26 protein-coding genes are annotated in these 24026 nt (G+C 67.8%); 13 read left to right on the plus strand and 13 right to left on the minus strand.

Annotated elements, in window-relative coordinates:
• Nucleotides 1-18 precede the first annotated feature (18 nt).
• The 6 genes from copD to dkgB all read right to left on the minus strand — a co-directional run bounded on the left by copD (nucleotide 19) and on the right by dkgB (nucleotide 4485).
• Nucleotides 19-903, minus strand: coding sequence for a copper homeostasis membrane protein CopD (copD, locus tag EKL94_RS09925; RefSeq protein WP_126928963.1), 885 nt, complete (start codon nucleotides 901-903; stop codon nucleotides 19-21).
• A 10-nt stretch (nucleotides 904-913) separates the two neighbouring features.
• The gene (gene copC, locus EKL94_RS09930) at nucleotides 914-1291 is read right to left on the minus strand and encodes a copper homeostasis periplasmic binding protein CopC (protein WP_126928964.1); all 378 of its coding nucleotides are present in this window, start codon (nucleotides 1289-1291) and stop codon (nucleotides 914-916) included.
• Nucleotides 1292-1417: 126 nt separating this feature from the next.
• On the minus strand, nucleotides 1418-1741 hold the full coding sequence (locus EKL94_RS09935) for a MoaF-related domain-containing protein (protein ID WP_126928965.1): 324 nt from the start codon (nucleotides 1739-1741) through the stop codon (nucleotides 1418-1420).
• Nucleotides 1738-2676 (minus strand): cyclase family protein, encoded by a 939-nt coding sequence (locus EKL94_RS09940; RefSeq protein WP_126928966.1) that lies wholly within the window; start codon nucleotides 2674-2676, stop codon nucleotides 1738-1740. The genes EKL94_RS09935 and EKL94_RS09940 overlap by 4 nt, the downstream gene beginning before the upstream one ends.
• Before the next feature lie 19 nt (nucleotides 2677-2695).
• The gene (locus tag EKL94_RS09945) at nucleotides 2696-3670 is read right to left on the minus strand and encodes a TIGR03571 family LLM class oxidoreductase (protein WP_126928967.1); all 975 of its coding nucleotides are present in this window, start codon (nucleotides 3668-3670) and stop codon (nucleotides 2696-2698) included.
• An 11-nt stretch (nucleotides 3671-3681) separates the two neighbouring features.
• Nucleotides 3682-4485, minus strand: coding sequence for a 2,5-didehydrogluconate reductase DkgB (dkgB, locus tag EKL94_RS09950; RefSeq protein ID WP_126928968.1), 804 nt, complete (start codon nucleotides 4483-4485; stop codon nucleotides 3682-3684).
• A gap of 118 nt (nucleotides 4486-4603) precedes the next feature.
• On the opposite strand from dkgB, the gene EKL94_RS09955 reads away from it, so the two are divergent.
• Nucleotides 4604-5506 (plus strand): LysR family transcriptional regulator, encoded by a 903-nt coding sequence (locus EKL94_RS09955; RefSeq protein WP_126928969.1) that lies wholly within the window; start codon nucleotides 4604-4606, stop codon nucleotides 5504-5506.
• A gap of 153 nt (nucleotides 5507-5659) precedes the next feature.
• On the opposite strand, the gene EKL94_RS09960 is transcribed toward EKL94_RS09955, so the two are convergent.
• Nucleotides 5660-6133, minus strand: coding sequence for a MerC domain-containing protein (locus EKL94_RS09960; RefSeq protein WP_126928970.1), 474 nt, complete (start codon nucleotides 6131-6133; stop codon nucleotides 5660-5662).
• Between the two features lie 32 nt (nucleotides 6134-6165).
• Between EKL94_RS09960 and EKL94_RS09965 the strand changes: the two genes are divergently transcribed.
• The 8 genes from EKL94_RS09965 to EKL94_RS10000 all read left to right on the plus strand — a co-directional run bounded on the left by EKL94_RS09965 (nucleotide 6166) and on the right by EKL94_RS10000 (nucleotide 12798).
• Complete coding sequence (locus EKL94_RS09965) at nucleotides 6166-6699, plus strand: ZrgA family zinc uptake protein (RefSeq protein ID WP_126928971.1); 534 nt, start codon at nucleotides 6166-6168, stop codon at nucleotides 6697-6699.
• Nucleotides 6696-7391: an ATP-binding cassette domain-containing protein gene (locus tag EKL94_RS09970; RefSeq protein ID WP_126928972.1), complete on the plus strand. Its 696-nt coding sequence runs from the start codon at nucleotides 6696-6698 to the stop codon at nucleotides 7389-7391. The genes EKL94_RS09965 and EKL94_RS09970 overlap by 4 nt, the downstream gene beginning before the upstream one ends.
• Nucleotides 7384-8637, plus strand: a complete 1254-nt coding sequence (locus EKL94_RS09975) for an ABC transporter permease (protein WP_126928973.1) — start codon at nucleotides 7384-7386, stop codon at nucleotides 8635-8637. The genes EKL94_RS09970 and EKL94_RS09975 overlap by 8 nt, the downstream gene beginning before the upstream one ends.
• A gap of 2 nt (nucleotides 8638-8639) precedes the next feature.
• Nucleotides 8640-9191: a DUF3299 domain-containing protein gene (locus tag EKL94_RS09980; RefSeq protein ID WP_126928974.1), complete on the plus strand. Its 552-nt coding sequence runs from the start codon at nucleotides 8640-8642 to the stop codon at nucleotides 9189-9191.
• Nucleotides 9181-9801 carry a DUF3299 domain-containing protein gene (locus EKL94_RS09985; protein ID WP_126928975.1) on the plus strand — a complete coding sequence of 207 codons (621 nt, stop codon included), beginning with the start codon at nucleotides 9181-9183 and terminating at the stop codon, nucleotides 9799-9801. The genes EKL94_RS09980 and EKL94_RS09985 overlap by 11 nt, the downstream gene beginning before the upstream one ends.
• Nucleotides 9801-10547, plus strand: a complete 747-nt coding sequence (locus tag EKL94_RS09990) for a hypothetical protein (protein WP_126928976.1) — start codon at nucleotides 9801-9803, stop codon at nucleotides 10545-10547. Before EKL94_RS09985 ends, EKL94_RS09990 begins: the two co-directional genes overlap by 1 nt.
• A gap of 153 nt (nucleotides 10548-10700) precedes the next feature.
• Complete coding sequence (locus EKL94_RS09995; protein ID WP_126928977.1) at nucleotides 10701-12233, plus strand: MFS transporter; 1533 nt, start codon at nucleotides 10701-10703, stop codon at nucleotides 12231-12233.
• Nucleotides 12234-12237: 4 nt separating this feature from the next.
• On the plus strand, nucleotides 12238-12798 hold the full coding sequence (locus EKL94_RS10000) for a TetR/AcrR family transcriptional regulator (protein WP_126928978.1): 561 nt from the start codon (nucleotides 12238-12240) through the stop codon (nucleotides 12796-12798).
• Between the two features lie 185 nt (nucleotides 12799-12983).
• On the opposite strand, the gene EKL94_RS10005 is transcribed toward EKL94_RS10000, so the two are convergent.
• The gene (locus EKL94_RS10005; RefSeq protein WP_126928979.1) at nucleotides 12984-13859 is read right to left on the minus strand and encodes an AraC family transcriptional regulator; all 876 of its coding nucleotides are present in this window, start codon (nucleotides 13857-13859) and stop codon (nucleotides 12984-12986) included.
• Between the two features lie 112 nt (nucleotides 13860-13971).
• Here EKL94_RS10005 and EKL94_RS10010 point away from each other — a divergent pair, with 112 nt between their 5' ends.
• A complete protein-coding gene (locus EKL94_RS10010) occupies nucleotides 13972-14508 on the plus strand; it encodes a carboxymuconolactone decarboxylase family protein (protein WP_049396107.1) in 537 nt (178 codons plus the stop codon).
• A gap of 71 nt (nucleotides 14509-14579) precedes the next feature.
• Here EKL94_RS10010 and fdhD read toward each other — a convergent pair whose 3' ends face one another.
• Nucleotides 14580-15419: a formate dehydrogenase accessory sulfurtransferase FdhD gene (gene fdhD, locus EKL94_RS10015; protein ID WP_126928980.1), complete on the minus strand. Its 840-nt coding sequence runs from the start codon at nucleotides 15417-15419 to the stop codon at nucleotides 14580-14582.
• A gap of 244 nt (nucleotides 15420-15663) precedes the next feature.
• On the opposite strand from fdhD, the gene EKL94_RS10020 reads away from it, so the two are divergent.
• The 3 genes from EKL94_RS10020 to EKL94_RS10030 all read left to right on the plus strand — a co-directional run bounded on the left by EKL94_RS10020 (nucleotide 15664) and on the right by EKL94_RS10030 (nucleotide 18968).
• Complete coding sequence (locus tag EKL94_RS10020) at nucleotides 15664-17949, plus strand: FdhF/YdeP family oxidoreductase (RefSeq protein ID WP_126928981.1); 2286 nt, start codon at nucleotides 15664-15666, stop codon at nucleotides 17947-17949.
• 25 nt (nucleotides 17950-17974) lie between these two features.
• On the plus strand, nucleotides 17975-18316 hold the full coding sequence (locus tag EKL94_RS10025) for a hypothetical protein (protein ID WP_126928982.1): 342 nt from the start codon (nucleotides 17975-17977) through the stop codon (nucleotides 18314-18316).
• A gap of 115 nt (nucleotides 18317-18431) precedes the next feature.
• A complete protein-coding gene (locus EKL94_RS10030) occupies nucleotides 18432-18968 on the plus strand; it encodes a DUF411 domain-containing protein (protein WP_126928983.1) in 537 nt (178 codons plus the stop codon).
• A 122-nt stretch (nucleotides 18969-19090) separates the two neighbouring features.
• On the opposite strand, the gene blaL1 is transcribed toward EKL94_RS10030, so the two are convergent.
• From blaL1 to EKL94_RS10050, 4 genes are all read right to left on the minus strand, one after another.
• Entirely contained in the window at nucleotides 19091-19963 is an 873-nt protein-coding gene (blaL1, locus tag EKL94_RS10035; protein ID WP_126928984.1) for a L1 family subclass B3 metallo-beta-lactamase, read from the minus strand.
• 95 nt (nucleotides 19964-20058) lie between these two features.
• On the minus strand, nucleotides 20059-22488 hold the full coding sequence (locus EKL94_RS10040; RefSeq protein WP_126928985.1) for a TonB-dependent receptor: 2430 nt from the start codon (nucleotides 22486-22488) through the stop codon (nucleotides 20059-20061).
• A gap of 71 nt (nucleotides 22489-22559) precedes the next feature.
• Nucleotides 22560-23396, minus strand: a complete 837-nt coding sequence (locus EKL94_RS10045; RefSeq protein ID WP_126928986.1) for a FecR family protein — start codon at nucleotides 23394-23396, stop codon at nucleotides 22560-22562.
• Nucleotides 23393-23875, minus strand: a complete 483-nt coding sequence (locus EKL94_RS10050; RefSeq protein ID WP_126928987.1) for an RNA polymerase sigma factor — start codon at nucleotides 23873-23875, stop codon at nucleotides 23393-23395. Before EKL94_RS10050 ends, EKL94_RS10045 begins: the two co-directional genes overlap by 4 nt.
• Between the last annotated feature and the right edge of the window lie 151 nt (nucleotides 23876-24026).

The raw sequence follows: 24026 nt of genomic DNA on the forward strand, positions 1-24026 counted from the left end.
TGGGCTGGCTGCGCAGGCTCATGTCAGCGGATCCAGCGTACCGAGCACGGCCACGCAGGCCAGCACCAGCACGGCCAGTATCGATTCGAAGGCCAGGCTGTGGCGCAGGGAGCGCAGCGGCCGTGGTTGCCAGCCGCCGCGGATGGAGCTGGCCAGCGCAGGTACCAGCCGCCAGCGATGCAGGGCGGCCAGCCCCAGCATGCCACCGACCATGGCGAGTTTGAGCAGCAGCCAGCGTCCGTGCGCGGTGCCGATGAGGGTCTGCACGGAACCGCCAAGATCGACATAGGTGTAGGTCCCGGTCATCGCCAGGGTGGCGACGATGATCGTGCCGGGCAGGGCGAAGCTGTGGGCGGCCTGCCACAGCTCGCGGGTGCGTTCGCGCAGGCGCAGGCCCTGCGGTCGCGCCGCCAACTGCAGGATGGCGGCGATCGCGCCGACCCAGGCGCCGGCGGCCAGCAGGTGCACGATGCCGGCCACCAGCCGCAACGTGCCACCGAACCCATCCCCGGCGGCGGCATGGCCGTTCCATGACAGGCTGGCCAGGGCGGTGGCGGACAACGCGAGCAGCGCCAGGCGGCGCAGGCCCCGTAGCGGCGTGGCGGATGCCAGCAGGGGCAGCATCGCCAGCACCGCCACGGTGCGCAGCAGGCCGGCCTCACCCACCGGCGTGCCGGTGAGGAACCAGTGCGCCGTTGCTGGGTCGATGTCGGCTGCCGGGACGCCAAGCACGCCGGACAACCGGTTCACGGCATCGATGACGACCAGGATCAGCGCAACCACGGCGAGCGTCAGCGAGATGCTGCGCGGCAGTCCGGGGCGGACGAACAGCAGCCGCCCGAACAGCAGCATCAGCACCAGGTACAGCGCCAGCCGCAGCGCATACGGCGAGAGCTCGGCCATGGCGGCGGCCTTACTTCACGGTGAAGCGGTAGTTGCCGGTCATCGGATGACTGTCCTGGCCGACCGCGCGCCATTGCAGTGCGTAGCTGCCGGCGGGCAGCGGCTTGGCGAAACGCGCGCGCAGCGTGTGCCCATCTTCGGAAATGTCCTGTGCGGTGGTGGGCATGGCCATCTTCATGCGGCCATGGTCCATGCTCAGTTCGATGCGGGTGGCACGCGGCATCACCTTCTCACTGAACTGCAGCGTGATCTCGGTCGCCGGAGCCACGGTGGCGTCGGCGGCCGGCGTCGAACGCACCAGGCTGGGATGGGCCAGGGCCAGCGGCGCAACCGCGAGGCCGGACAGGAGAAGCGCCAGGGAGGTGGAGCGGAGCTGGAAACGGGTCATGCGCGGGACACCTTTGGAAGAAGTGGCCCCCAGAGTGGAGAGCGGCGCCTTTCGCCGCCCTGACCCGAACATTACCGATCTGTAATGTTCCGTCCACTCACAGGTGGTGCCGGCCGCTGGCCGGCATCACAGCACTGCCAACGGCCCCTGCATGCGATGGAAACTGCCATCGGTGGCGGTGAACCAGGCCAGCGAACGCCCGCCGACGAAGTCATCGACATGCACGACCGTTGCGCCATCGGCTTCCTGCCACGAAATGGCATAGACCCCTTCGCTGATCTGCTGCCACTCGCAGGCGGCTTCGCCCTGCGCACCGGCATAGGCGCCGGAGACGATGGCGTACTGCACGTGGCGGCCATCGGCGCTGTAGACATTGTCGGCGGCCAGCCCGTCATAGCTGACGCGGAAGCGGCGGCCGGCGAACAACGGCAAGGCGGGGGCAGTGTTCATCGGATCGCCACCGGGTTGATGTTGACCTGGGTCGAGCCGACGTAGAGCGGCTGGCCGAGCACGAACAGGAATTCCCAGGCCTTGTCGCGCACCAGGGCACGGCTGTCGATCAGCTCCAGGTTGTAGATGCCGCGCTTGGCCAGCATGTACTGGTTGATCGGGAACTCCTCGGTACCATTCGGGTTCGGGTAGACCTCCGAGGCCCAGGTGTCGCCACCGAAGGCGACAATGCCCTGGTCGGCCAGCCACTTCGCTGCCTCCATGCCGATACCCGGCTCCACTTCCAGGAACTGCGTGTCGTCCTTGCCGATCAGTTCCAGCCAGCCGGTGTTGAACAGCACCACGTCGCCCTTGCGCAGGCTCAGGCCCTGCTTCTTCAGCACGGCCTGGATGTCGGCCACGGTGAACTCGGTGCCGCCGGGCACGATCGCCTTGCCGTAGTACGCGGTCATGTCCAGCACGACGCCGCGGGTGACCATCGGCGGCACCTTCTCGACGCCGAGCTTGCGCACACCGTCCACGGTGACGAAGTCGGCGGCCTTGTTGCCGTTGTAGTAGACGTTGTCGATGCCGATATGGCCGATGCCGTTGAGCTGGGTGCCAACGCCGGTCCAGGCGTTCACCAGTTCATCATTGAAGGTGAACTTGTTGGGGCCCAGCGACTTGCCGGCCTGCTGGCCGACCTGCACGTTGTACAGGCGGAAGCTGCGGTGGCGGAACGCGGGCAGGTTCTTGTCCACCGGCACCGCCAGCGGATAGGTCTTGCCGGTCCTGACCAGCGATACCGCGTGCTTGACCACGTCCGCGGTGAGCAGGTTGGCCGCGCCGATCTCGTCGTTGGCGCCGTAGGCAGAGGGATACCAGTCCTCGGCGGTGGCCTGGAAGGACAGCGGCAGGGTGGCCAGCGCAAGCGCGGCCAGGGTCTTCATTTTCATGGCAAAGCTCCGGTAACTGTCAGGCCGTCGCGGGGGCGGCAATCGGGGCATGCGACGCGGCGGCGCCGGCATGGGCCGGGAAGTGCGGCAGCACGTACTCGGCGATTTCGTGGAAGGTTTCGGCCAGCGGCCGTTCGTTGCGGCGGAACTGCAGGCCGATGTGGTTGACACCGGCCGCCTGCATGGCGTGCAGCTCGGCCAGCAGGGCGTTGCGGCCGCCGCGCAGGCCGAAGCGCCAGCGCTGCAGGGGGGCATCGGCATCGGCCACCAGATCCAGGTGGATGAAGCTGGCATACGGCTTGTTGCCGGCCACGGCGCGCCAGGCCGCCACGCGTTGTACATGGTCCTGCGGCGTGCCCGGGTAGGCCAGGCAGCCATCCATGTGCTGGCCGATCCATGCCGGTTGCTGCTGGGCCAGGCCGGCCACGAACAGCGGCAAGGCCGGGCCATCCGCGGGCAGCACGTCCAGGCCCTGCGGCAGGTGCGCGGTGGCGCCTTCGCGCAGCAATGCGATCTGCTCGCGGAAACGGCTGCCACGGCTGTCGAAGTCGCGGCCGAACAGCGGGTATTCCACCGGGCGGTCGCCACTGGCTACGCCCAGCAACAGGCGGTCGCCGCTGAGCCGCTGCACGCTGCGCGCCGACTTCAGGGTCAGCAACGGCTCACGGATCGGCAGCACCACCGCACCGGTGCCCAGCAGGATGTCATTGGTGATGCCGGCCAGGTAGCCGAGGTAACTGAATACCTCGAACACCTGCGCCGCATCGCCGAAGGCCGGGTCGTACACCGGCACGTCGCGTACCCACAGCGCACGGAAGCCGAGGCGGTCGGCCAACCGTGCCAGTTCTGCATGGCGCTGCAGGTCCGGTTCGCCGGGCAAGCGTCGCGCGGCGCGTCGTGCCTGTTCGCCCAGCGGCGTCCAGTCATTGTCCAGCGGTGCTTCGATGCCGATGCTGAAACCACCGGCCTGCAGCCGCGCCAACGCACTGCCCATGGCGAGGCTCCTCAGTCCCAGGCCGGGGCCAGGCCCGGCGGATCGACTTCGCGGCCGTTGCGGTCAAGCGCAGCGATCGCGGCCATGTCATCGGCATCCAGGTGCAGGTCCTGGGCGAGCAGGTTGCTGGCCAGGTTCTCGCGCTTGGTCGAGGACGGGATGACCGAGTAACCCAGTTGCAGTGCCCACGCCAGCGCGACCTGGGCCACGGTGGCCTGGTGCTTCTCGGCGATGGCGGCCAGCACCGGATCCTTCAGCACCTTGCCGTAGGCCAGGGTCATGTAGGAGGTGACGGTGATGCCCTGGTCCTGCAGGAAGGCGGTCAGTGCCGGATTCTGCAGGTAGGGGCTCAGTTCGATCTGGTTGGTGACGATCTCGCCGGCGCCGACCACCTCGATGGCCTGCCGGGTCAGCTCGATGTTGAAGTTGGACACACCGATCTGGCGGGTCAGGCCCAGCGTCTTGGCTTCGGCCAGCGCGGTCATGTACTCGCGCAGTTCAATGCCATTGCCCGGCGCCGGCCAGTGGATCAGCAGCAGGTCGACGTAGTCGGTGCGCAGTTTGGCCAGGCTGTCGCGCAGGCTCGGGATCAGTTTGTCGGCAGCGTAGTTGTCCACCCAGATCTTGGTGGTCAGGAACAGCTGGTCGCGCGGGACGCCGGATTCGGCGATGGCCTGGCCGACTTCGGCTTCGTTGCCATAGATCTGCGCGGTATCGACTGCACGGTAGCCAACCTCGAGGGCGTTGCGCACCGAGTCGATGACGGTCTGGCCGGTCAGGCGGAAGGTGCCGACGCCAAAGGAAGGAACGCTCATGATGGACTCCAGGGACTTCGTTGAGAGCCGGTGGGCTCGGGACAGGGCGAAGTGTGGGCGCTTTACATTTGTTGATTAAGCCGTGTATACGGGAAACGCTTTTGCGCCGAGGTAAAAAATGAAAACCACCCTGGATGAGCTGAAGGCCTTCGTGGCCGTAGTCGACAGTGGTTCGATCACGGCAGCGGCCGAGGCGCTGGAGCTGACCATCTCGGCCACCAGCCGCACCCTGGCGCGGCTGGAGGACAAGCTGCAGACCACGCTGCTGCGGCGGACCACGCGGCGGCTGGAACTGACCGAGGAAGGCGCAGCGTTCCTGGAGTACGCGCGCACGATCCTGGCCACGGTGGACGAGGCCGAGGAGCAGATGGCCGCGCGGCGGCTGCAGCCGGTCGGGCGCCTGCGCGTGGACGCCGCCACGCCGTTCATGCTGCACGTGATCGTGCCGTTGCTGGAGGGCTTCCGCGAGCGCTACCCGCAGGTCGAGCTGGAGCTGAATTCCAACGAGGGCATCACCGACCTGATCGAGAAGCGCACCGACGTGGCGTTCCGCATCGGCGTGCTGCGCGACTCGACCCTGCATGCGCGGCCGATCGGCCATAGTCGCATCCGCGTGGTGGCCAGCCCCGAGTACCTGCGACGGCACGGCACGCCCACGCGCGTGGAGCAGCTGCGCGAGCACGACCTGCTGGGCTTCACCCAGCCCAGTTCGTTGAACGAATGGCCGCTGCAGGATGCCGATGGCGGGCCTTTCGTGATCGTGCCGGCGATCGCTTCATCCAGTGGCGAGACGCTGCGGCAGATGGCGGTAGCCGGGCTGGGCATCGCCTGCCTGTCTGATTTCCTGACCCGCCAGGACCGGCGTGATGGCCGCCTGGTGCAGCTGTTCGCCAGGCAGACGCAGGAAGTGCGGCAGCCGATCAACGCGGTGTACTACCGCAACACCGCGCTGGCCGCCCGCATCACCTGTTTCGTCGACCACGTGACGCAGACGCTCGGCCAGCGTCCGTTTGACGAATAGAGATCGGTAGAGCCGGCCGCTGGCCGGCTTTCTCCATCTGCGGGATCACTGCAGCTGCCGGCCAGCGGCCGGCACTACCGTTGGCTGCGTCGAGCGTCTCGGTAGATCCACGCCATGCGTGGATGGCGTGTTCCGGCCGACCCGCGGCCGGTGTTACCGGGTGCGCAGCGCGCGCCGGTTACCGATGTGCGCCGCCGCCAACAACACGCCACCACATGCCGTCGCCACGCCATGCCAGAGCAGCGATTCCTTCAGCGGCAGGTACAGCGAGGCCGACAGCAGCAGAATCGCGCCGGTGCAGGCCAGCTGCACAGGTCGCCAGCGTCCATGCCGGTGCACCCCGGCCGAGGTACTCGCCAACGCCAGCGACGAGGCCAGCAGCGCGAACAGCCACTCCCAGCGCGACATCATCAGCAGCAGTGTCATCGCGCCATGGCCGGGATGCTGGAAGGAGCGCAGCGCCATCATCGCTGCCGGCACGAAGGCCAGCAGAAGGGGCAGGGCGATGCAGTGGGCGGCGCAGGCCAGGGACAGCCAGGCCCCGGCAAGATCGAAGCGGGGGTGCCAGCGTGCCGAAGTTGGCGGCTGGGCCAGGGCCCTTGCGGGCGTCGTGGGGATGTGGTCCATAATGTTACATAGTAACAATTGGAGCCTCCCCCATGAAGCGTTCTGCTGCTCTTTTCCTGCTGCTGGCTGCCAGTGCCGCGCAGGCCCATGACATCCGCCAGCACGCACCGCACGTGCACGGCCAAGCGACCGTGGACGTTGCACTGGACCAGCAAACGCTGGAATTCGCCCTGCAGGCCCCCGGCATCGGCATCCTTGATTTCGAGCGGCCGCCGGCCAATACAGCCGAGCAGGCCGCGCTGGCGCGTGCGACTGCGCTGCTGCAGGGCGGCAGCTGGGTCACCTTGCCTACCGCCGCGGGCTGCCGCCTTTCAGGCAACGATGCCAAGGCCGAGGGATTCGATGCGACGGCTGCCGCACCGCCATCCGGTCAGCACCGGCACGCAGGTTTCAGCGCAACGCTGCAGTACCACTGTGCCAAACCTGCCGAGCTGCGGGCGATCGTCGTGCGCCTGCCCGTGCTGTTCCCGGGCCTGCATGAAGTCATCGTCAACAGTGCAACCGCCAATGGCCAGAACCGCAGTGTGCTGACGCCCGACAACCTGCGCGTGGTGCTGGCACCGTGAGCGCGGCACCGGTGATCTCGCTGGAAGACGTGCAGTTCGGCTACGGCATGCAGCTGGTGCTGGATATCCCGCGGTTATGGGTCGAGCAGGGCAGCAGCGTGTTGCTGCGCGGAATCAGTGGTGGCGGCAAAAGTACCTTGCTGGGCCTGCTGGCGGGCGTACTGCTGCCCGGCAAGGGCCGTGTCGAGGTGGCCGGCCAGGCGCTGCAGGACATGGGAGGCGCGGCGCGGGATCGTTTCCGTGCCGACCAGCTGGGCGTGATTTTCCAGCAGTTCAACCTGCTGCCGTTTCTCAGCGTGCGCGACAACATTGCACTGGGCCTGCGCTTCTCACGCCTGCGCAGCGCACGCATCAGCGGCCCGCTGGATGCCGAGATCGCCCGCCTGCTGCAGGCCCTGCAGCTGGACCCGGCGCTGATGCAGCGGCGCGCAGGCACGCTCAGTGTTGGCCAGCAGCAGCGCGTGGCGGCGGCACGCGCCCTGATCGGCCGCCCGGCGTTGCTGCTGGCCGATGAGCCCACCTCGGCGCTCGACCGCGAAGCGGCGACCGCCTTCCTGCAGCTGATGTCCGCGCAGTGCCAGGCGGCTGGCACCACGGTGCTGGTGGTCAGCCATGACGACAGCCTGCAGCCGTTGTTCGACCGCATCATTTCACTGTCCGAGATCAACCAGGCAGGTGCCGGCCATGCTTGAGCTTGCCTGGGCCAGTCTGCGCAGCCGTGCGTTGAGTGTCGGCCTGACCGTGCTGGTCATCACCCTCAGCGTGGTGCTGCTGCTGGGCGTCGAGCGTGTGCGCACGCAGGCGCATGAGGGGTTCGCCAGCACCGTATCGGGCGCCGACCTGATCGTCGGTGCGCGCTCGGGACCGGTGAACCTGCTGCTGTACTCGGTATTCCATATCGGCGACCCGACCAACAACGTGTCCTGGCAGTCCTACCAGGAGCTGTCCGCCTTGCCGCAGGTGAAGTGGGCGGTGCCGTTGTCGCTGGGCGATTCCTGGCGCGGCTACCGGGTAGTGGGTACCACTGGCGGCTACTTTGAACACTATCGCTATGGTTCCGGTCACGAGCTGGCCTTTGCACAGGGGCGGCCGTTCGATGATCTGTATGACGCGGTAATCGGTGCGGAGGTGGCACGCGCGCAGAAGGTCGGCCTCGGCGATGAGATCGTGCTGGCACACGGCACGGGCGCGGTCACGCTGGCCACGCATGCCGACAAGCCGTTCCGTATTGCCGGCATCCTGCAGCGCACCGGCACGCCGGTGGATTCGTCGCTGCTGGTCTCGCTGCCGGCCATCGAGGCGATCCATGTCGACTGGCGATCGGGCGTGCAGCTGCGCAGCCAGCGCGTCAGCGCCGAGCAGGCGCGTCACCTGGACCTGACACCGATCAGCATCACCGCCTTCATGCTCGGCCTGAATTCGCGCATCGCCACGTTCTCGGTACAGCGCAGGATCAACGAGTATCCGGACGAGGCGATGCTGGCGATCCTGCCCGGCGTCACGCTGCAACAGCTGTGGCAGTCACTGGGCACCGCTGAGCGGGCGTTGCAGCTGATCAGTGCAATGGTGGTGCTGCTGGGCATGGTCTCGCTGGTGGCGCTGCTGGTCTCGACCCTGCAGGAGCGGCGGCGCGAGATGGCCATCCTGCGCGCGACCGGCGCGCGACCGGGTTACATCGCTGGCCTGCTGGTGGTGGAGGCGGTGGCGACCAGTGCGGTGGCCTGCGTGCTGGCCCTGTCGCTGCTGGTGGCCGCCAGCATTGCCGGGCGCGGCTGGGTACTGGCCACCTTCGGCCTGTCGATCACGCATGTCTGGCCGGATGGCCGCGAGATGGCCTGGGTGGCAGGCGTGCTGGCGATCAGTGCGGTGGCCGGGCTGGTGCCGGCATTGCTGGCCTACCGGCGAACGCTAGTCGATGGCCTGTCGCCGGGAGGCTGAGCATGCGCTGGATGTGGGTATTGCCGATGGCGCTGGCGCTGGCCGCCTGTGAGCGGCCGGCGGATACCGGTGTGCAGGCCCTGCCTCCCGCGCCGGTTGTCGACCGCGATGACCCTGCAGACGTTGCAGAGCAGGAGCTGGACTGGCTGCAGATGATGCCCAAGGACGAGCTGGCCGCGCTGGAACGCGGCGAGGGCCCGGAAGTCGAACACAACGGCAACCGGCGCATGCCGCAGTTCGGCACCTTCCGCACCGTGGACACGGTACTGCAGCGGCCGGTGCGCCTGCCGGGCTACGTGGTACCACTGGCCAACGCGCAGGACGGGCGGCTGACCGAGTTCCTGTTCGTGCCGTACTACGGCGCCTGCATCCACGTGCCACCACCGCCACCGAACCAGATCGTGCACGTGGTGCTGCCGCGCCCGATCGACATGCCCGACATGTATTCGCCGTTCTTCCTGGCCGGTACCCTACGTGCCGAACGGTTGGATGATGATCTGGCCGGCTCCGCCTACACCATGCGCGATGCACAGCTGAGGCCCTATGAACCGTAGTCATCTGTTGCTGGCGTTGGGATGCCTGTGGTTGGCGGGCTGTACGGCGCCTGGCGGCGATGCGGTGGTGGTCACGCCGCAGGACAAACCGGCGCCCTCCGCCACCGCCGAAGCCCCCATCGACCGTTGGGACGCGTTGCGGCCCGACGAAGTGACCTACCAGCGACCGCCGCCGCAGATCGGCCTGTCACGCAATGGCATGGACGGCGTGGGTGGCCTGATTGACGACACCGGCTCGGGCACGCCACCGGGGCAGGAGATCGACCATTCCAGCCCCGACCGCGCCAAGCAGTTCGGCTCTTCGCGCGTGGTCGATGCTGTCGATGGTCGCGCGGTGGATCTGGATGGCTACGTGGTACCGCTCGGTACCAACGATGCAGGCCTGGTCGATGAACTGCTGTTCGTGCCGTTCTACGGCGCCTGCATCCATGTGCCACCACCGCCGCCCAACCAGATCATCCACGTGACCCTGGCGACACCGATCGCACTGGGCGATCTGTGGGATCCGTACCGGCTTGCCGGCCGCCTGCAGGTGAAGCGTTTCGACGCGGACATCGCCAGCGCGTCCTACGATGCCGCGGCAGCCACGCTGACGGCGATCCGCAATTGATGCGCCGACGCTGGATCATGGTTGCCGGGGTGCTGCTGGGTGCAGTGGTGCTGCTGATGTGGTGGCAGCAGCAGCGCGCACCCATCGCGCCGCCGGCGGTCGCGTTTCCGGCACCGGCGTCCGACGCCAGCCAGCGCATCGAACAGCGCCTGGGTGACGATCACGCGTTCCGCAACGACGTGCTGTTCCTGCTCGCGGCAACATTGCGCGACCGCTGCCAGCCATCGCAGGCGGGGCTGCTGGCGCGCATGGCCAATCGTGCGTCACTGCCGGTGCTGGCGGCGGTGAGTGCGGTGACCCAGCACGATCCTTGGCTGGACCGGCCGATCTACCAGTACATCCAGCATCGCGCCGACGCGACGCAGTGCGGCCAGCCGCTGCAGATGCCGTTGGCCGGTGGGCGCCGCATGGCCGTGGACATCGAACAGTACGCGCGCACGTTCCCGGACAGCTACTTCGACCCGCAACGCAGCAGCGAACCGCGGGATTTCGGTGGACTGTCGCTGCAGCAGCGCGCCGGCAACGCCTGCAACAGCGTGGTGTACTCGGTGCTGCCGCTGGGCGGCACCGATTGGCGGTGCAGCAGCCTGCGCGCGAATGCGCGCTCGCGTGTGCGCGGGCTGTGCGAGGACGAGCTGCAGCGCCAGCATGGGGCAACGGGCGGGGAGCTGGACATGGCCGTAGGGCAGGGCATGCAGGCGGCCGTGGTATCGGCCATCGCCGCGCTGCCGGAAGACTGCCGGTAAACGTTCAACAGTAGAGCCAGGCCATGCCTGACTGGCGGTTCAGCCGAGCAAGGCAGCCTCTACAAAAGCTGAACCGGCTGGCTCCGACGGCCATAACTATACAGGACATCCTGTATAGTTATGGCCGTACTCCATCCCCCATCAGGTTCTCCCATGGCTTTGTCCCAGCCCTTGGCCGGTGCTCCGGCCCTGTCGCGTGCCCGTCGCTGGGCACTGTTGTTCACCGTCGCCGCCGGCCTGCTGCTGGTCACGCTCGACAACTCCGTGCTCTACACCGCACTGCCCACGCTGACCGAGGAACTCTCGGCCAGTGCCGGCCAGGCGCTGTGGATCATCAACGCCTATCCGCTGGTGATGGCCGGCCTGCTGCTGGGTGCGGGCACGCTGGGCGACCGCATCGGCCACCGGCGCATGTTCCTGATCGGCCTGGTGGTGTTCGGCGTCGCCTCGCTGGCAGCAGCGTTCGCCGACACCGCAGCGCAGCTGATTGCCGCACGGGCGTTCCTGGCGATCGGCGCGGCCGCGATGATGCCGGCCACGTTGGCGTTGATCGGACTGAGCTTCCACGAAGAGCGCGAACGCAACATCGCCATCGCGATCTGGGGTTCGGTGGCCATCGTCGGTGCGGCGCTCGGCCCGATCATTGGCGGTTGGCTGCTGCAGCACTTCTGGTGGGGCTCGGTGTTCCTGATCAACGTGCCGGTGGTGGTGGTCGCGTTCGTGGCCACGTTGCTGCTGGCGCCGGAAGGACAGCGCGACACCTCGCGGCCGTGGGACCTGGTGTCCTCGGTTCTGGCATTGGCTGCACTGTCCGGCCTGGTGCTGGCGATCAAGTCGTTGATCGCTACGCCGCCGTCGTATGCACTGGGCGCGGGCGCGCTGCTGTTGGCCGTCATAAGCGGCGCAATGTTCGCACGCCGCCAGCAGCAGCTGCCGTACCCGCTGCTGGACTTCGCGATCTTCCGCAACCCGGCGTTCCTGGCCGGCACGCTGTCGGCGGTGTTCACCCTGTTCGCGATGGCCGGCCTGCAGCTGGTCACCACCCAGCGCTTCCAGCTGGTGGCAGGTTTCACGCCGCTGCAGGCGGGCCTGCTGGTCTCGGTGGCGGCACTGGGCAGCCTGCCCAGCGCGCTGCTGGGCGGCAGCATCCTGCACCGGGTGGGCCTGCGCCCGCTGATCTGTGGCGGCCTGGCCGCAGGTGCGCTGGGCGTCGGCGTGGTGGCGTTCGGCTTCCCGCACGGCCTTGGTTGGGTGGTGGCTGGTATGGCCATCACCGGCTTCGGCATGGGTTCGGCCATCTCGGTGGCGTCCACTGCCATCCTCAATAACGTGCCCGCGCACCGCGCGGGCATGGCCTCGTCGGTGGAAGAAGTGTCCTATGAATTCGGCGGCCTGCTGGCGGTGGCGATGCTGGGCAGCCTGAGCGCCGCGATGTACAGCGCGTTCCTGCCGGTCTCGGCCGATATGCCGGCGCTTGCCCGCGAGGGTTTCACCCAGGCGCTGCATGCCGCGCGCGCGAGCGGGCAGGGTGAGTGGTTCGCACTGGCTGCGGCCGCGTATGACCGTGGCTACCAGATCGTGCTGCTGGTGATCACCGCAGTGCTGGCGCTGGGCGCGACGATCCTGGCGCGCCTGCTGCGGGGCCGCGTCGGCAGCCGCGAGGGTGCGGCCGATCGCGTAAAATGAAGCGATGAGAACCAGCAAGCGCGACCGCATCCTCGACGCCGCCGTCAACGTGATCAATCGTGACGGCGTGCGTGCGGTGACCTTCGAGTCGGTGGCGGCCGAGGCCAAGCTGACCCGCGGCGGCCTGCTGTACCACTTCCCGTCGCGCGAGGCACTGCTGCGCGGCATCGACGAGCACCTGGTGCAGGCCTGGGAAACGTCGATGGAAACGCTGCTGGGCAAGCGCGCGGATGAAGCGACGGCACTGGAGCGCTACCAGACCTTCGTGCGTGTCTCGGCGCAGAGTGCCACCCGTGCCGAGCTGATGTTCATGCTGGAATCGGCCGACCCGGACGCCGATGAGCGCCCGTGGGGACCGGCGGTGCGGCGCTGGGCACCGCTGCCGCCGGAGGCGGGTGCAGCGGAAAATAGCGCCGCGCTCGACAATTTCGTGGCGCGGCTGGCCGCCGATGGCCTGTGGATCTACGAGGCAATGTACGAAGGCCAGCTGGACGAAGGCGTGCGCGCCCGTGTGGCCGAGCGCATCGCCGGGTTGTTGGCGAAGTCTGACGGAACGTCCAGTTGAGCGGCCAGCCGGCGCGCAGACATCGCCCGTGGTAGAGCCGACCGCTGGTCGGCTGCTCTTCGGTCAGGGCACGAAAATGCCGCTTCGGTAGGGTCGACTGTCAGTCGACTGCCCTTCGGTCAGACAACGAAACCCCCGCGCGTCGCGCGATAGTCGACCAGCGGTCGACTCTACCCCTCACCTATTTACCCAGCCTGTGAGGCGCTCGCGGCCAGCCACGCCCTCGGCGATGCCCCCAATCGCTTGCGGAACGCCTTCGACAGCGAGGCGGTATCGGCAAACCCCACCTCGATCGCCACCTGCTTGACCGCCACGCCGGCCCGCAGCTGCGCGCAGGCCAGGCTCAGCCGCCAGTCCAACAGATAAGCGGCCGGCGTCGCCTGCATCACCTCCTTGAACACGGCCGCGAACGCGCTGCGCGACATGCCGGCAGTCGCGGCCATGCGCGGCAGCGTCCATTCGTCCTGCGGCGCCTGGTGCATCGCCACCAGCGTACGGGCCAGCCGCGCATCGGACAGCCCGCGCATCAACCCATGGCTGACGCCGGCCGCATCCGGGTGGTCCACCACCCAGCGCAGGACCTGGATCAGCGCCACCTCGAACAGGCGGTTGGTCAGCAGCCGTGACCCGCAGCGCTGGCGATCGGCCTCGGCGAACAGCAGATGCAGGGTGTCATCCAGTTCGCCGATCGCCGCCAGCGGCACCACCATCACCGGCGGCAGCGACTGCACGATCGGATTGCGCGCGCCGCCATCGAAGTCCAGCGTGGCGCAGGTGAAATCCGGGCCATCCAGCGGTGCGTTGAAGAACACATGGTGCAGCGGCTGCGGATACAGCAGCAGGCTGGGTGTGTCGATCTTCAACCGGGGCAGCGCGGTATCGCCCCCGGGATGACGGACCTCCATTTCACCCTGGCGCAGGATGTGCAGGAAGGCACGGCCGGGCTGCGGTTCGAAGACGTGGCGCCCGCACAGCGGACCGCTGTGGAACAGCGCGGCCTGCACCCGGAAGCGTTCCAGCAGGGAGGAGAGGCGGTCGGGTGCGGAGGTGTCGGCGGGCATGCTCGTGGACGAATAGACAATATGTGTGGCTGATTACGCCTGATGCGTCCGGAGAGTCTACCTAGGATGAGCGGGTCGTCCAATCCCGGGCGCTTTCCCAAGGAGATTCACCATGTCCCGTGTCCCCCTGATCGATGCTGCCAACACCACCGCTGACCGCCAGGCTCTGCTGGGCCAGGTCCACGCCGCCTTCGGCGCCACCCCGGCCATGTTCCGTGCCGTGGCCAACTCGCCGGCCGCGCTGCAGAGCATGTGGGGTTCGTTCGGCGCGCTGGGCGGCGGTCGCCTGTCGCCACTGCTGGGCGAGCAGATCGCGGTGGCCATCGCCAACCGCAATGCCTGCGAATACTGCCTGGCCGCGCACACCGCGCTGGGCCGCAAGGCCGGTGCCAGCAGCGAGCAGATGGCTGCCGCGCAGATCGGCCAGTCCAGCGATCCGGCCACCTCGGCGGCATTGGACTTCGCGCTGAAGGTGGTCGAGCAGCGTGCGCAGATTGCCGATGGCGATGTGCAGGCGCTGCGTGCGGCAGGCTTCGATGATGAGCAGATCGTTGAGATCCTCGCCCACGTGGCGCTCAACCTGTTCACCAACTACGTCAACGTAGCGTTTGACGTGCCGGTGGACTTCCCGAAGGTCGCGCTGCGCTGAGATGCGGCCTGGCCCGGGTGGCAGTGGGCCGCCCGGGCCAGGCCGAAGGGTGCAGCCGGGGTGGGGCGACTCTAGCTGTCGTCCGCCTGCAGCCGCTCGGGATGGGTATACACATTGAACCCGCTCTCCCGCGCGAACCCGACCAGGCACAGGCCTGCACTGCGGGCCAGGTCGATCGCCAGCGCGGTCGGTGCCGAGACAGCAGCCAGCACACTGACCCCGGCCCGCACGGCCTTGCTGACCATTTCGTAGCTGGCGCGGCTGGAAATCACCAGCAGCCCACCCTCGATCGTGTGTTCATTGTGATGCAGGGCGCCGATCAGCTTGTCCAGCGCGTTGTGGCGGCCGACGTCTTCGCGCACCCAGCCGATGCGACCGCTGGCGTCGGCCCAGGCCGCGGCATGGGTCGAGCCACTCACCGCATTCATCGGCTGATGCTGCGCCAGCGTGGCCAGCGCCCGTTGCAGGGCTGCTGGCGGGTAGGTCCGCCGTTCGCGCACCTCGGGCAGCGGTCGCAGCACTTCCTCCAGCTGCCGCGTGCCACACAGGCCGCAGCCACCGCGGCCGGGCAGCAGGCGCCCATTGGCCGGATCCAGGTCGGCGCCGGGCGCATCGTCGGTCACCGTCATCTGCAGTTCAATGCCTTCCAGTTGCGGGCGGATGTCGATCGACAGCAGCTGCGAGGGCGTAGCGATCAGTCCCTCGCTGAGTGAAAAGCCCAGCGCAAAGTCTTCCAGGTCGCAGGGCGTGGCCATCATCACTGCGAAGGCGGCGCCGTTGTAACGCAGCGCTACCGGCACTTCCTCGGCCACCACGTCGACCTGCGGCTGTTGCCCCTCGCTGCGCCAGCGCTGCAACGGGCGCTGGGCCGTGCCGGCAGGCGGGGTGTGCGGTGGGGTCGAATCAGGCATGCAGCGCGTCCGGACAAGGGAGATACGCAGGTGGTGGACCACCCACGGCATCGAGAATAGCGCAGTGGCCATGCGCTGACGCAGGTGTAACCGTTGCCATGGCAGGCTGCGCTGAAAACAGCGTGCACCCACTGGCGAAGCCACGCAGGCCGTGTTTGACTGTGGGGCTGGCCGTGCGATTGAAAGCGCCGCCGGACCGCGTTGTGCCCATTGTTGCCGCGTTCCTCCCGTCAGGTTCCCGAACATGTCCGAGCAGAAACCGCCGCGTTACAAGCCCTACAACCAGCCCGCTGGTGGCTGGGGAGCCGCCGGCGCCACGGCCAAGGTGCTGCTGCAGCAGAGCGTGATCGGCAAGGGGTCGAAGGCGTTGCTGGCGATGAACCAGCCCGGCGGCTTCAAGTGCCCCAGCTGCGCGTTCCCCGACGCCGACGAACGCAAGAAGCTGGAGTTCTGCGAGAACGGCGCGAAGGCACTGGCCTGGGAAGCCACGCAGTTCCGTGCCGGTCGTGAGCTGTTCGCCCAGCACACCGTTACCGAACTGATGGCGCAGACCGACTACTGGCTGGAGATGCAGGGTCGGCTGACCGAGCCGATGCGCTACGACGCGGCGACTGACCACTATGTGCCGTGCAGCTGGGACGATGCCTTCGCGCTGATCGGCCGCCATCTGCAGGCGCTGGACAGCCCGCACCAGGCCGAGTTCTACACGTCGGGCCGCACCCCCAACGAAGCCGCGTTCCTGTATTCGATCTTCGTGCGCGAGTTCGGCACCAACAACTTCCCGGACTGCTCGAACATGTGCCACGAGCCGACCAGTCGTGGCCTGCCGCCAGCCATCGGAGTGGGCAAGGGCACCATCGTGCTGCAGGATTTCGAGCACGCCGAGGCGATCTTCGTGATCGGCCAGAACACCGGCACCAATTCACCGCGGATGATGAGCAACCTGGTCGAGGCGCGCAAACGCGGCATTCCGATCGTGGCGGTCAATCCGATGCCCGAGCGCGCGCTGATCCGCTTTGCCGAACCGCAGGACATGGTGCAGATGGCCACGTTCGGTTCGACCGAGATCACCAGCGAGTTCGTGCACATCCGCATCGGCGGCGACCTGGCCCTGATCAAGGGCATGATGAAGGTGATGTTCGAGCGCGAGGCGCAGGGTGAGCGTGTGCTCGACCATGCGTTCCTGTCAGAACACACGGTAGGCCTGGAGGCGCTGCGCGAAGACGTGATGGCGCAGGACTGGGACCAGATCGTGCAGGTGTCCGGCATTTCGCAGGCGCAGATCCGTCGCTGTGCGGAGATCTACATCCGCTCCAATGCCACCGTGATCTGCTACGGCATGGGGCTGACCCAGCACCAGTACGGCTCGCGCCTGCTGCAGCAGGTCGCCAACCTGCTGTTGCTGCGTGGCAATTTCGGCAAGCCCGGTGCTGGCATCGGGCCGATCCGTGGCCATTCCAATGTGCAGGGCGACCGCACCGTCGGCATCGACGAGAAGCCCAAGCCGGCCTATCTGGACCGCGTGCAGCAGGTGTTCGGTTTCGACCCGCCGCGCGAGCATGGCCATCATGTGGTCGAATCCATCGAGGCGATGCTGGAGGGCAGTGCCAAGGTGTTCATCGGCCTGGGTGGCAACTTCATCCATGCGGTGCCCGATACGCCGCGTGCGTACGAAGCGATGCGCGGCCTGGACCTGACCGTGGGGATCGCCACCAAGCTCAATCGTGGGCACCTGGTTCATGGCCGCGATGCGCTGATCCTGCCGGTGGTGGCGCGCTCGGAGCGCATCGTGACGCCGGCCGGCGAGCAGTTCGTCACCATCGAGGACGCGATGTCCAATGTGACCGCCTCGCGGGGCGTGCTCGAGCCGGTCAGCGCCGATGTGTTGCCCGAGGTCGAGATCGTCTGCCGCATGGCGATGGCCGCGCTGCCACGCAGCAAGGTCGACTGGGCAGGCTGCATGCACGACTACGCACCCATCCGTGAGCTGATCGCGGCCGTGTACCCGGAGATCTACACCGGTTTCAACGAGCGCATCCAGCAGCCGCACGGTTTTCATCTGGACATCCCGCCGCGCCGCCGCGTCTGGCCCACGCCAAACGGCAAGGCCAACATCCTGGTGATGCCCGGCCTGGACGTGGACGATCCCGTACATGACCCGGACATGCTGCGTTTGGCCACCGTGCGCTCGCATGACCAGTACAACACCACCATCTACAGCTACAACGACCGCTATCGCGGCGTGTACAACGATCGCATGGTGCTGTTCATGAACATCGAGGACCGGCTGGCGCGCGGGCTGGACAAGGAAGCGCTGGTCAGCCTGGAGACGATCAGCGGCGATGGCGTGCAGCGGCGCATCGAAGGCCTGACCGTGCTGGACTACCCGATGCCGCGCGGCGCGCTGGCCGGCTACTACCCCGAACTGAACCCGTTGCTGCCGCTGGACTACTACGACCGGATCAGCGGCACGCCCGCCGCCAAGTCGATCCCGGTGCGGATGAGTGCAATGGCGGCGGCGACTGCGTGACGCGCGCATCGGCTATCATCGGCGGGTGAACCTGCCTGGCCTGCTGCTGCGATGGATGTTGCTTGTCGCCCTGGTGCTGAATGCACCAGCGCTGGCGCTCGCCGCGTCTTCGTACAACGGGCCAGCCAATCTGGATCACTGCGCCGCACCGCACTCGGCCGCGATGGCTGCGGCCGGCTGCTGCGATGATGCGGCCCCGGCTGCCTGCCAGAGCGGTGAGTGCGAATGCCCGCCGGCCTGTCTTGGCATGCTGGCGACATTGAACGGAACACCGGCCTCGCCGTGGCGCGAGGCGCCTGTTCCGGCCAATACCCAGCAACGCGCGCCGCCGCCGATACTCGACCCGTTGCGGCCCCCCATCGCGTGATTTCCTGCAGGCCTCACGCGCCTGCCGTAGCTGCTCGACTTTTTCTCGACTCTGCCCGCGCCTTCGATGCGCGGGCGGCGGGCCGCGTTGCCCGCCTCTGCAAAGGAATCACTCAATGAACCGTACTCTCTCCCTCGGCCTGCTGCTGGGCACCGTGCTGGCCACCACCGCCTGCGCTCGTGCCGCCGAAGAATCCTCTGCGGCGCCGGTCGCCAGCGAAGCACCGGCACCGGCCCAGGCCAGCCCGGCCAAGGTCGACCCGGCCTTGCCGGTGGCCATCGTGCACAAGACCGCCAGCTGCGGTTGCTGCGGCATCTGGGTCGACCATCTGAAGGCCGCCGGCTTCCAGGTTGATGTGCGCGACACCGATGACATGAACCCGATCAAGGTCCGGCTGGGTGTGCCGGTCGGCAAGGCCTCCTGCCATACCGCCGAGATCGGCGGTTATGTGGTCGAGGGCCACATCCCGGCCGAGGACATCAAGCGCCTGCTGGCCGAACGCCCGGCCGCGCGCGGGCTGGTGCTGCCCGGCATGCCGGCCGGTTCGCCGGGCATGGAAATGCCGGACGGCTACGTGCAGCCGTATACCGTCGAGCTGGTGCGCACCGACGGCAGCACCGAGCCGTTTGCCCAGCACGGGCAGGGCGGCTGACAGTCAGTGGTGGTGCCGGTCGGTTTGACCGGCACCTTTTCACGCGGCCGACTTGCTCTTTGTAGAGTCGAGCCGTGCTCGACTGCTCTGCGCTTCAGTCGAGCAAGCTCGACTCTACAGAATCAGCGGGTCGCGGCCGTTTCCTTGGCCAACTGCGCGTCGAACTTCTTTTCGGCCGCATCCGCGTAGGCGTTGCAGGTCAGTGCCTTGGCGCTGGCCTTGCTGCCGGCGGCATAGTTCCAGTTGCTGGCGCCCGGATGCGGGGTCAGCAGCAGATCGCACGGCAGCGCCCGCACCGTTGCGAAGCTGCGCTTGTAGTCCTCGATCAGGCGCGGATAACGGGGATTGCCCTTCAGCTGGTAACCCGGTGCACTCAGGCTGTCGGCGTAGGCGATGCGCACCGGCTTGCCATCGCGGGTGTCGGTCCAGGTCCAGGCGGTGCTGCCCGGGGTGTGCCCTGGCATGAAGTGCGCGGTGAATGCGATGCCGCCCACCGTGACCACTTCGCCATCCATGATGATGCGGTCGGCGCTGGCCGGCGGATAGGTGATGCCGTCGCCAAAGTGCAGGTCGTTGCTGCCGCCGCGCGCCAGCAGTACCGCCGTTTCGGCATTGGCCGCCACATGCGCGCCGGTGCGACGCTTGAGCTCGGCGACCGGGCCGGCGTGGTCGGCATGCGCATGGCTGAGCAGGATCAATCGCAGGTCCTGCGGGGCCACGCCGCGCACCTTCATGTTGTCCAGCAGGTGACCGGCCATCTGTGGCATGCCGCCATCCAGCAGTACTGCGCCCTCGGCGGTCTGCACCAGCAGCGCAGTCAGGTCCTCGGTGCCGATCTGCCAGGTGTGGTCGGCAATCTGCAGCGGCGCCATCGGCTGCAGCCAGGATGCATCCACGGTATAGGCGCGCAGTTGTGGCAGCGGTGCCTCGGCGGCGCTGGCGTGGGCGGCCGCAAGAGCGACGGCCAGGGCGAAGGCGAGCAGGGTAGAACGCATGATTCACGTCCGCTTGAAGGAGGCCCAGAAACTAGCATGGGCCTCCTTCATCGCGTCTCGCATAGATTTCATGGCTCCCATAAGGACGCCATGGATCAGTACCGGTACTGCCACCCCAGCGTCAGCACCCGGCCGCGGCCGGAGAAATAGCTCGGGTTCGACGGCGTGGTCTGCGAGTAGTAGCTGATGTACTGCTTGTCTGCCAGGTTCTGCACGCCCAGCGTGAAGGCATGCTTGTCCAGCGTGTAGCGGGCGACCAGATCCACGGTGGTGTAACCCTTGAACTCCGCCACCTGCACGCCACGCAGGTCGAAGTCGCGGTCGAAGGCATGGCTGGCCTGCAGGCGGGTGCTCAGCTGCGGCGTCCAGCTCTGTTCCCAGAACGCGGTCAGCCGGTTCGGTGCGATGTTCACGCCAGCCAGGTCGCTGTCGAGGCGGCCGTCAATGTCGGCATCGTAGCGGCCGTTGGCGCGCGCATAGCCCAGGCCAAGTCGGCTGTCGCCCAGCCGCAGGCGCAGGTTGCTTTCAAAGCCTTCCACGCGGGTGGCCTGGCGCTGCACCGCATAGGCATCGATGCCCGGATCGTAGATCAGTACCGAGCCGAGCTTGGATTCGGAGGTGTAGTAGGCAATGTCACCGCTGAAGCGGCCATCGTCGTACTCCAGTCCGATCTCGCGGTTGTCCGACACCACCGGTGACAGGTCGATGAGGCTGTCCACGCGCTGGCCGTCGCGGTTGATCGCGCGCAGCACGCGGCCGACGTCGGCCACGGTGTAGCCTTCCGAGTACGAGGCATAGGCGTTCAGGCGATCGTTGATGTACCAGACCGCGCCGAAGTTGGGCAGGGTCTCGCTCATCGTCGGTTTGCCACCGGCCACCTTGCGTGCGCCGTAACGGGGCAGGGTGGTGTAGTCACCCACTTCCAGCTCGCCCTTTTCGTAACGCAGGCCGCCGGACAGCATCAGGTGATCGGTCGGCCACCAGTGCAGCTGCAGCAGCGGTGACAGGCTCTGGTAGGTGGTCTGCGGCACCCAGTTCATGCCACTGGCCAGCAGCACCTGGTGGGTGCGGTCGCGCAGGCCGTCCAGGCCCAGGGTCACGTCCAGCGTGGTGTCGGCGATGCGGCTCCAGCTCTGGGTCAGCTTGAAGCCGCGCTTGTCCGATTCGTTCTGGGTCTGGTCCCAGGCGGCATTGGCGCCGGTGTTGCCCCACGGATCCCACTGGCTGGCACCGTAGCGGCCTTCGAAATCCACCGCGAAGGCCTGCGCCTGGAAACGGCCCCCGAGCAGGTCGGCGGCGCTGTAGTCCACCGTCAGCGAACGCGAGCGGTTCATCGGCGGATCGAGTGGCGTGTCGCCGGGGACCGAAATGGTCGGGCGACCGGTGCGGTAGTCACCGTTGATGGCCAGGTAGTTGTCCAGCCCGCGCAGTTCGTAGCGGTTGGCCATCACCTGCAGGCGGTGGCCCTCGGCAATGTTCCAGCCCAGCTTGGCGAATACGTTCGATGAGGTCGAGTCCATCAGCTCGCCCTGCGCGTTGGTGCCGATCGATCGGCCCTCGCCGTCGTGGTACAGACCCTGTTTCTCATAGGCCAGGCCGGCCACCAGGTCGAACAGCTCGCCGCGCACGCCCACCAGGGCCGAGCCGCGCTGGCCATTGTCATCGCGGCGGCTGGGCAGGGCAGCGCTGTAGCTGACGTTGGTGTCGAGCAGGAACGCCCCTGGCTCACTGGGCGCGCTGCGGGTGATGATGTTGACGATGCCGCCGGTACCGCCAATGCCCTGCAGCGCGTTGGCGCCGTGGATGACCTCGATGCGCTCGATCATCGCCGGGTCGATGGTGTGCGAATCACGCGAGCCATCGCGCAGCGGCGTCGACTGCGGCACGCCGTCGACCATGTACAGGATGCCGCGGCCGCGCATGGTTTCGCCGTAGTTGGACATCTTTTCGCGCGCCGGGGCAAACGCCGGGATCTGTGACGACAGCACCCGCGACACATCCGAACCCAGCGCCAGCTGCTGGGCGATGTCCTCGCGGGTCAGCACCGTGATGGTATTGGGCATGGCGGTCTCGCCCTGCGGCATGCGTGCGGTCGAGGCCGAGACCGTGACGCGGGCCAGCGACGTCGTCGTGGCGGATGACGGCGCCGATGATGCGGCGCGGGCCGGGGTGCGCGGCTTCGTCGGCGCTGGCGCGGCACTCACCATGAACACACCCGGCGAACGTTCCTGCATCGCCAGGCCTTGCCCGGCCAGCAGCCGCTGCAGGGCCTCACGCGGGGTGTAGCGGCCATCAACAGCCGGGGCGCTGCGGCCGCTCACGCTGTCGGCGGCGAACAACAGCTGGATGCCACTCTGCCGCGCCAGCGAATTGAGCGAGGCCTGCAACGGGCCGGCTGGCAGATGCAGCTCGACGGCCCCGGACGCAGCGGTCTGCGCCGTGGCGGGCAGGGCTGCACACAGGCAGGCCGCGAGCAGGGTGGGGGCCAGCCGGCGCAGGGCGGCAGGCGGAACAGGGCGGGTCATGCGGGGGTCCTTCGGAAGGGTTCAAGCACTTGCCGGATGGGACGGCGCGCAACCCACCCTCGGTGTGGCATTCAATCGCGGGCGCGCAGATGCAGGCTGCCATCGGAAGCGGTGTGCACCTGTACCGGCAGGATCTCGGGCAGCAGCGCGAGTACGGTTTCGGCGCGGTCGGCGTCGAATACACCCGACACCTGCAGCGGCCCCAGTGTCGGGTCGTCCAGCACGATGGGACGGTCGTGATAACGCTGCAGGATGCGCAGGACCTCGCTCAGTGGCATGCGGTCGAACTGCAGGCGCCCGCTGGTCCAGTCCGCCTGCTCTGGATCGATGGCCTCCGGGGGTGACAGCGAACCGCGCTGGGCCAGCAAGCGCTGCCCTGGCTTCAGCCGCTGTTCGCTGCCGCCCTCGTCGACGCGTACGCCGACCTCGCCGCGCCACAGTGTCACCTCGCTCAGTTCACCCTGGCGGTCGACGTCGAACACCGTGCCGTAGTTGCGCACGTGGACCGCGCCGGCATCCACCTCGAAGCGCCGCCAGGCCGAGTGCTGCACCTTGAAGCGTGCCCGCCCTTGGTCCAGCAGTACCTGCCGGGAGCGCAGATGGCGGCGCACCTGCACGTGGGTGCCCGCATCCAGCTGTACCCGACTGCCGTCGGCCAGGACGAGTTCGCGGCGTTCGCCCACGCCGGTCTGGTAGTCGCGGACCTGCCAGGCCGGGTCGACCACGAATACGGCAGCGGCCAGTACCAGCAACACGGGCAGGACCCGCTTCGTGCCGCCACCGCGGCGGCGCAGCGTTTCCGGGTCGGGCAGCGGGAAGCGTTGCTTCAGGGCGTCCCGATGCTGGTCCAGGACCTGGTCGGTGGTGGGGACCTCGGGCGGCGGTGGTGGTGCAGGTGCATCGCTCATTGCAGCGTGCCCTGCTGGCGGCAATCGGCCATGGCAAGCCGCAGGTGACGCTCCACCGCCTTCAGACCGATGCCCATGCGCTGCGCGACGTCGGCCTGCGGCAGCTCGTGGATCTTGTGCAGGATGAAGACCTGCCGGCGCCGGCAGGGCATGCGCTCGATGGTAGCGCTCAGGCGTTGCAAGGCCTGCTGTCCCTGCGCCTGCTGCTCGGGGCCCGGGAGCGTGCAGGCGTCATCGGGCAGTTCGGCACGCGCCTCCACCCAGTGCCGGCGCAGATCCTCGGCGCGGCAGCGGTCCACCGCCGCATCATGGGCGATGCGCCGCAGCAGCGCGATGGGTTGCCGGGCATCGTAGGCGGCCGGACGTTCCAGCAGCCGCACGCAGACATCGTGCACCACTTCACGGGCCAGCCCGGGCGACCGGAACCGGCAGCGCAGGTACTCCACCAGTTCCTCGTAGTGGCGCACCAGCGAGGACACCAGCGGCAGCGCAGGAGGGGGCGGGGAAGGCAGCTGGGACGTCTCCTTTTAACACTGTGCGACTGCCGCCGAGCTTAGCCTGTGGAAGCTGGGAGTGTCTGGGTGCAGACTCAACAAAAAACACGCGAACGAAGATCAATGAGTGAATGTA

Source organism: Stenotrophomonas maltophilia (assembly GCF_003970865.1).
Lineage (GTDB): Bacteria > Pseudomonadota > Gammaproteobacteria > Xanthomonadales > Xanthomonadaceae > Stenotrophomonas > Stenotrophomonas maltophilia_AR.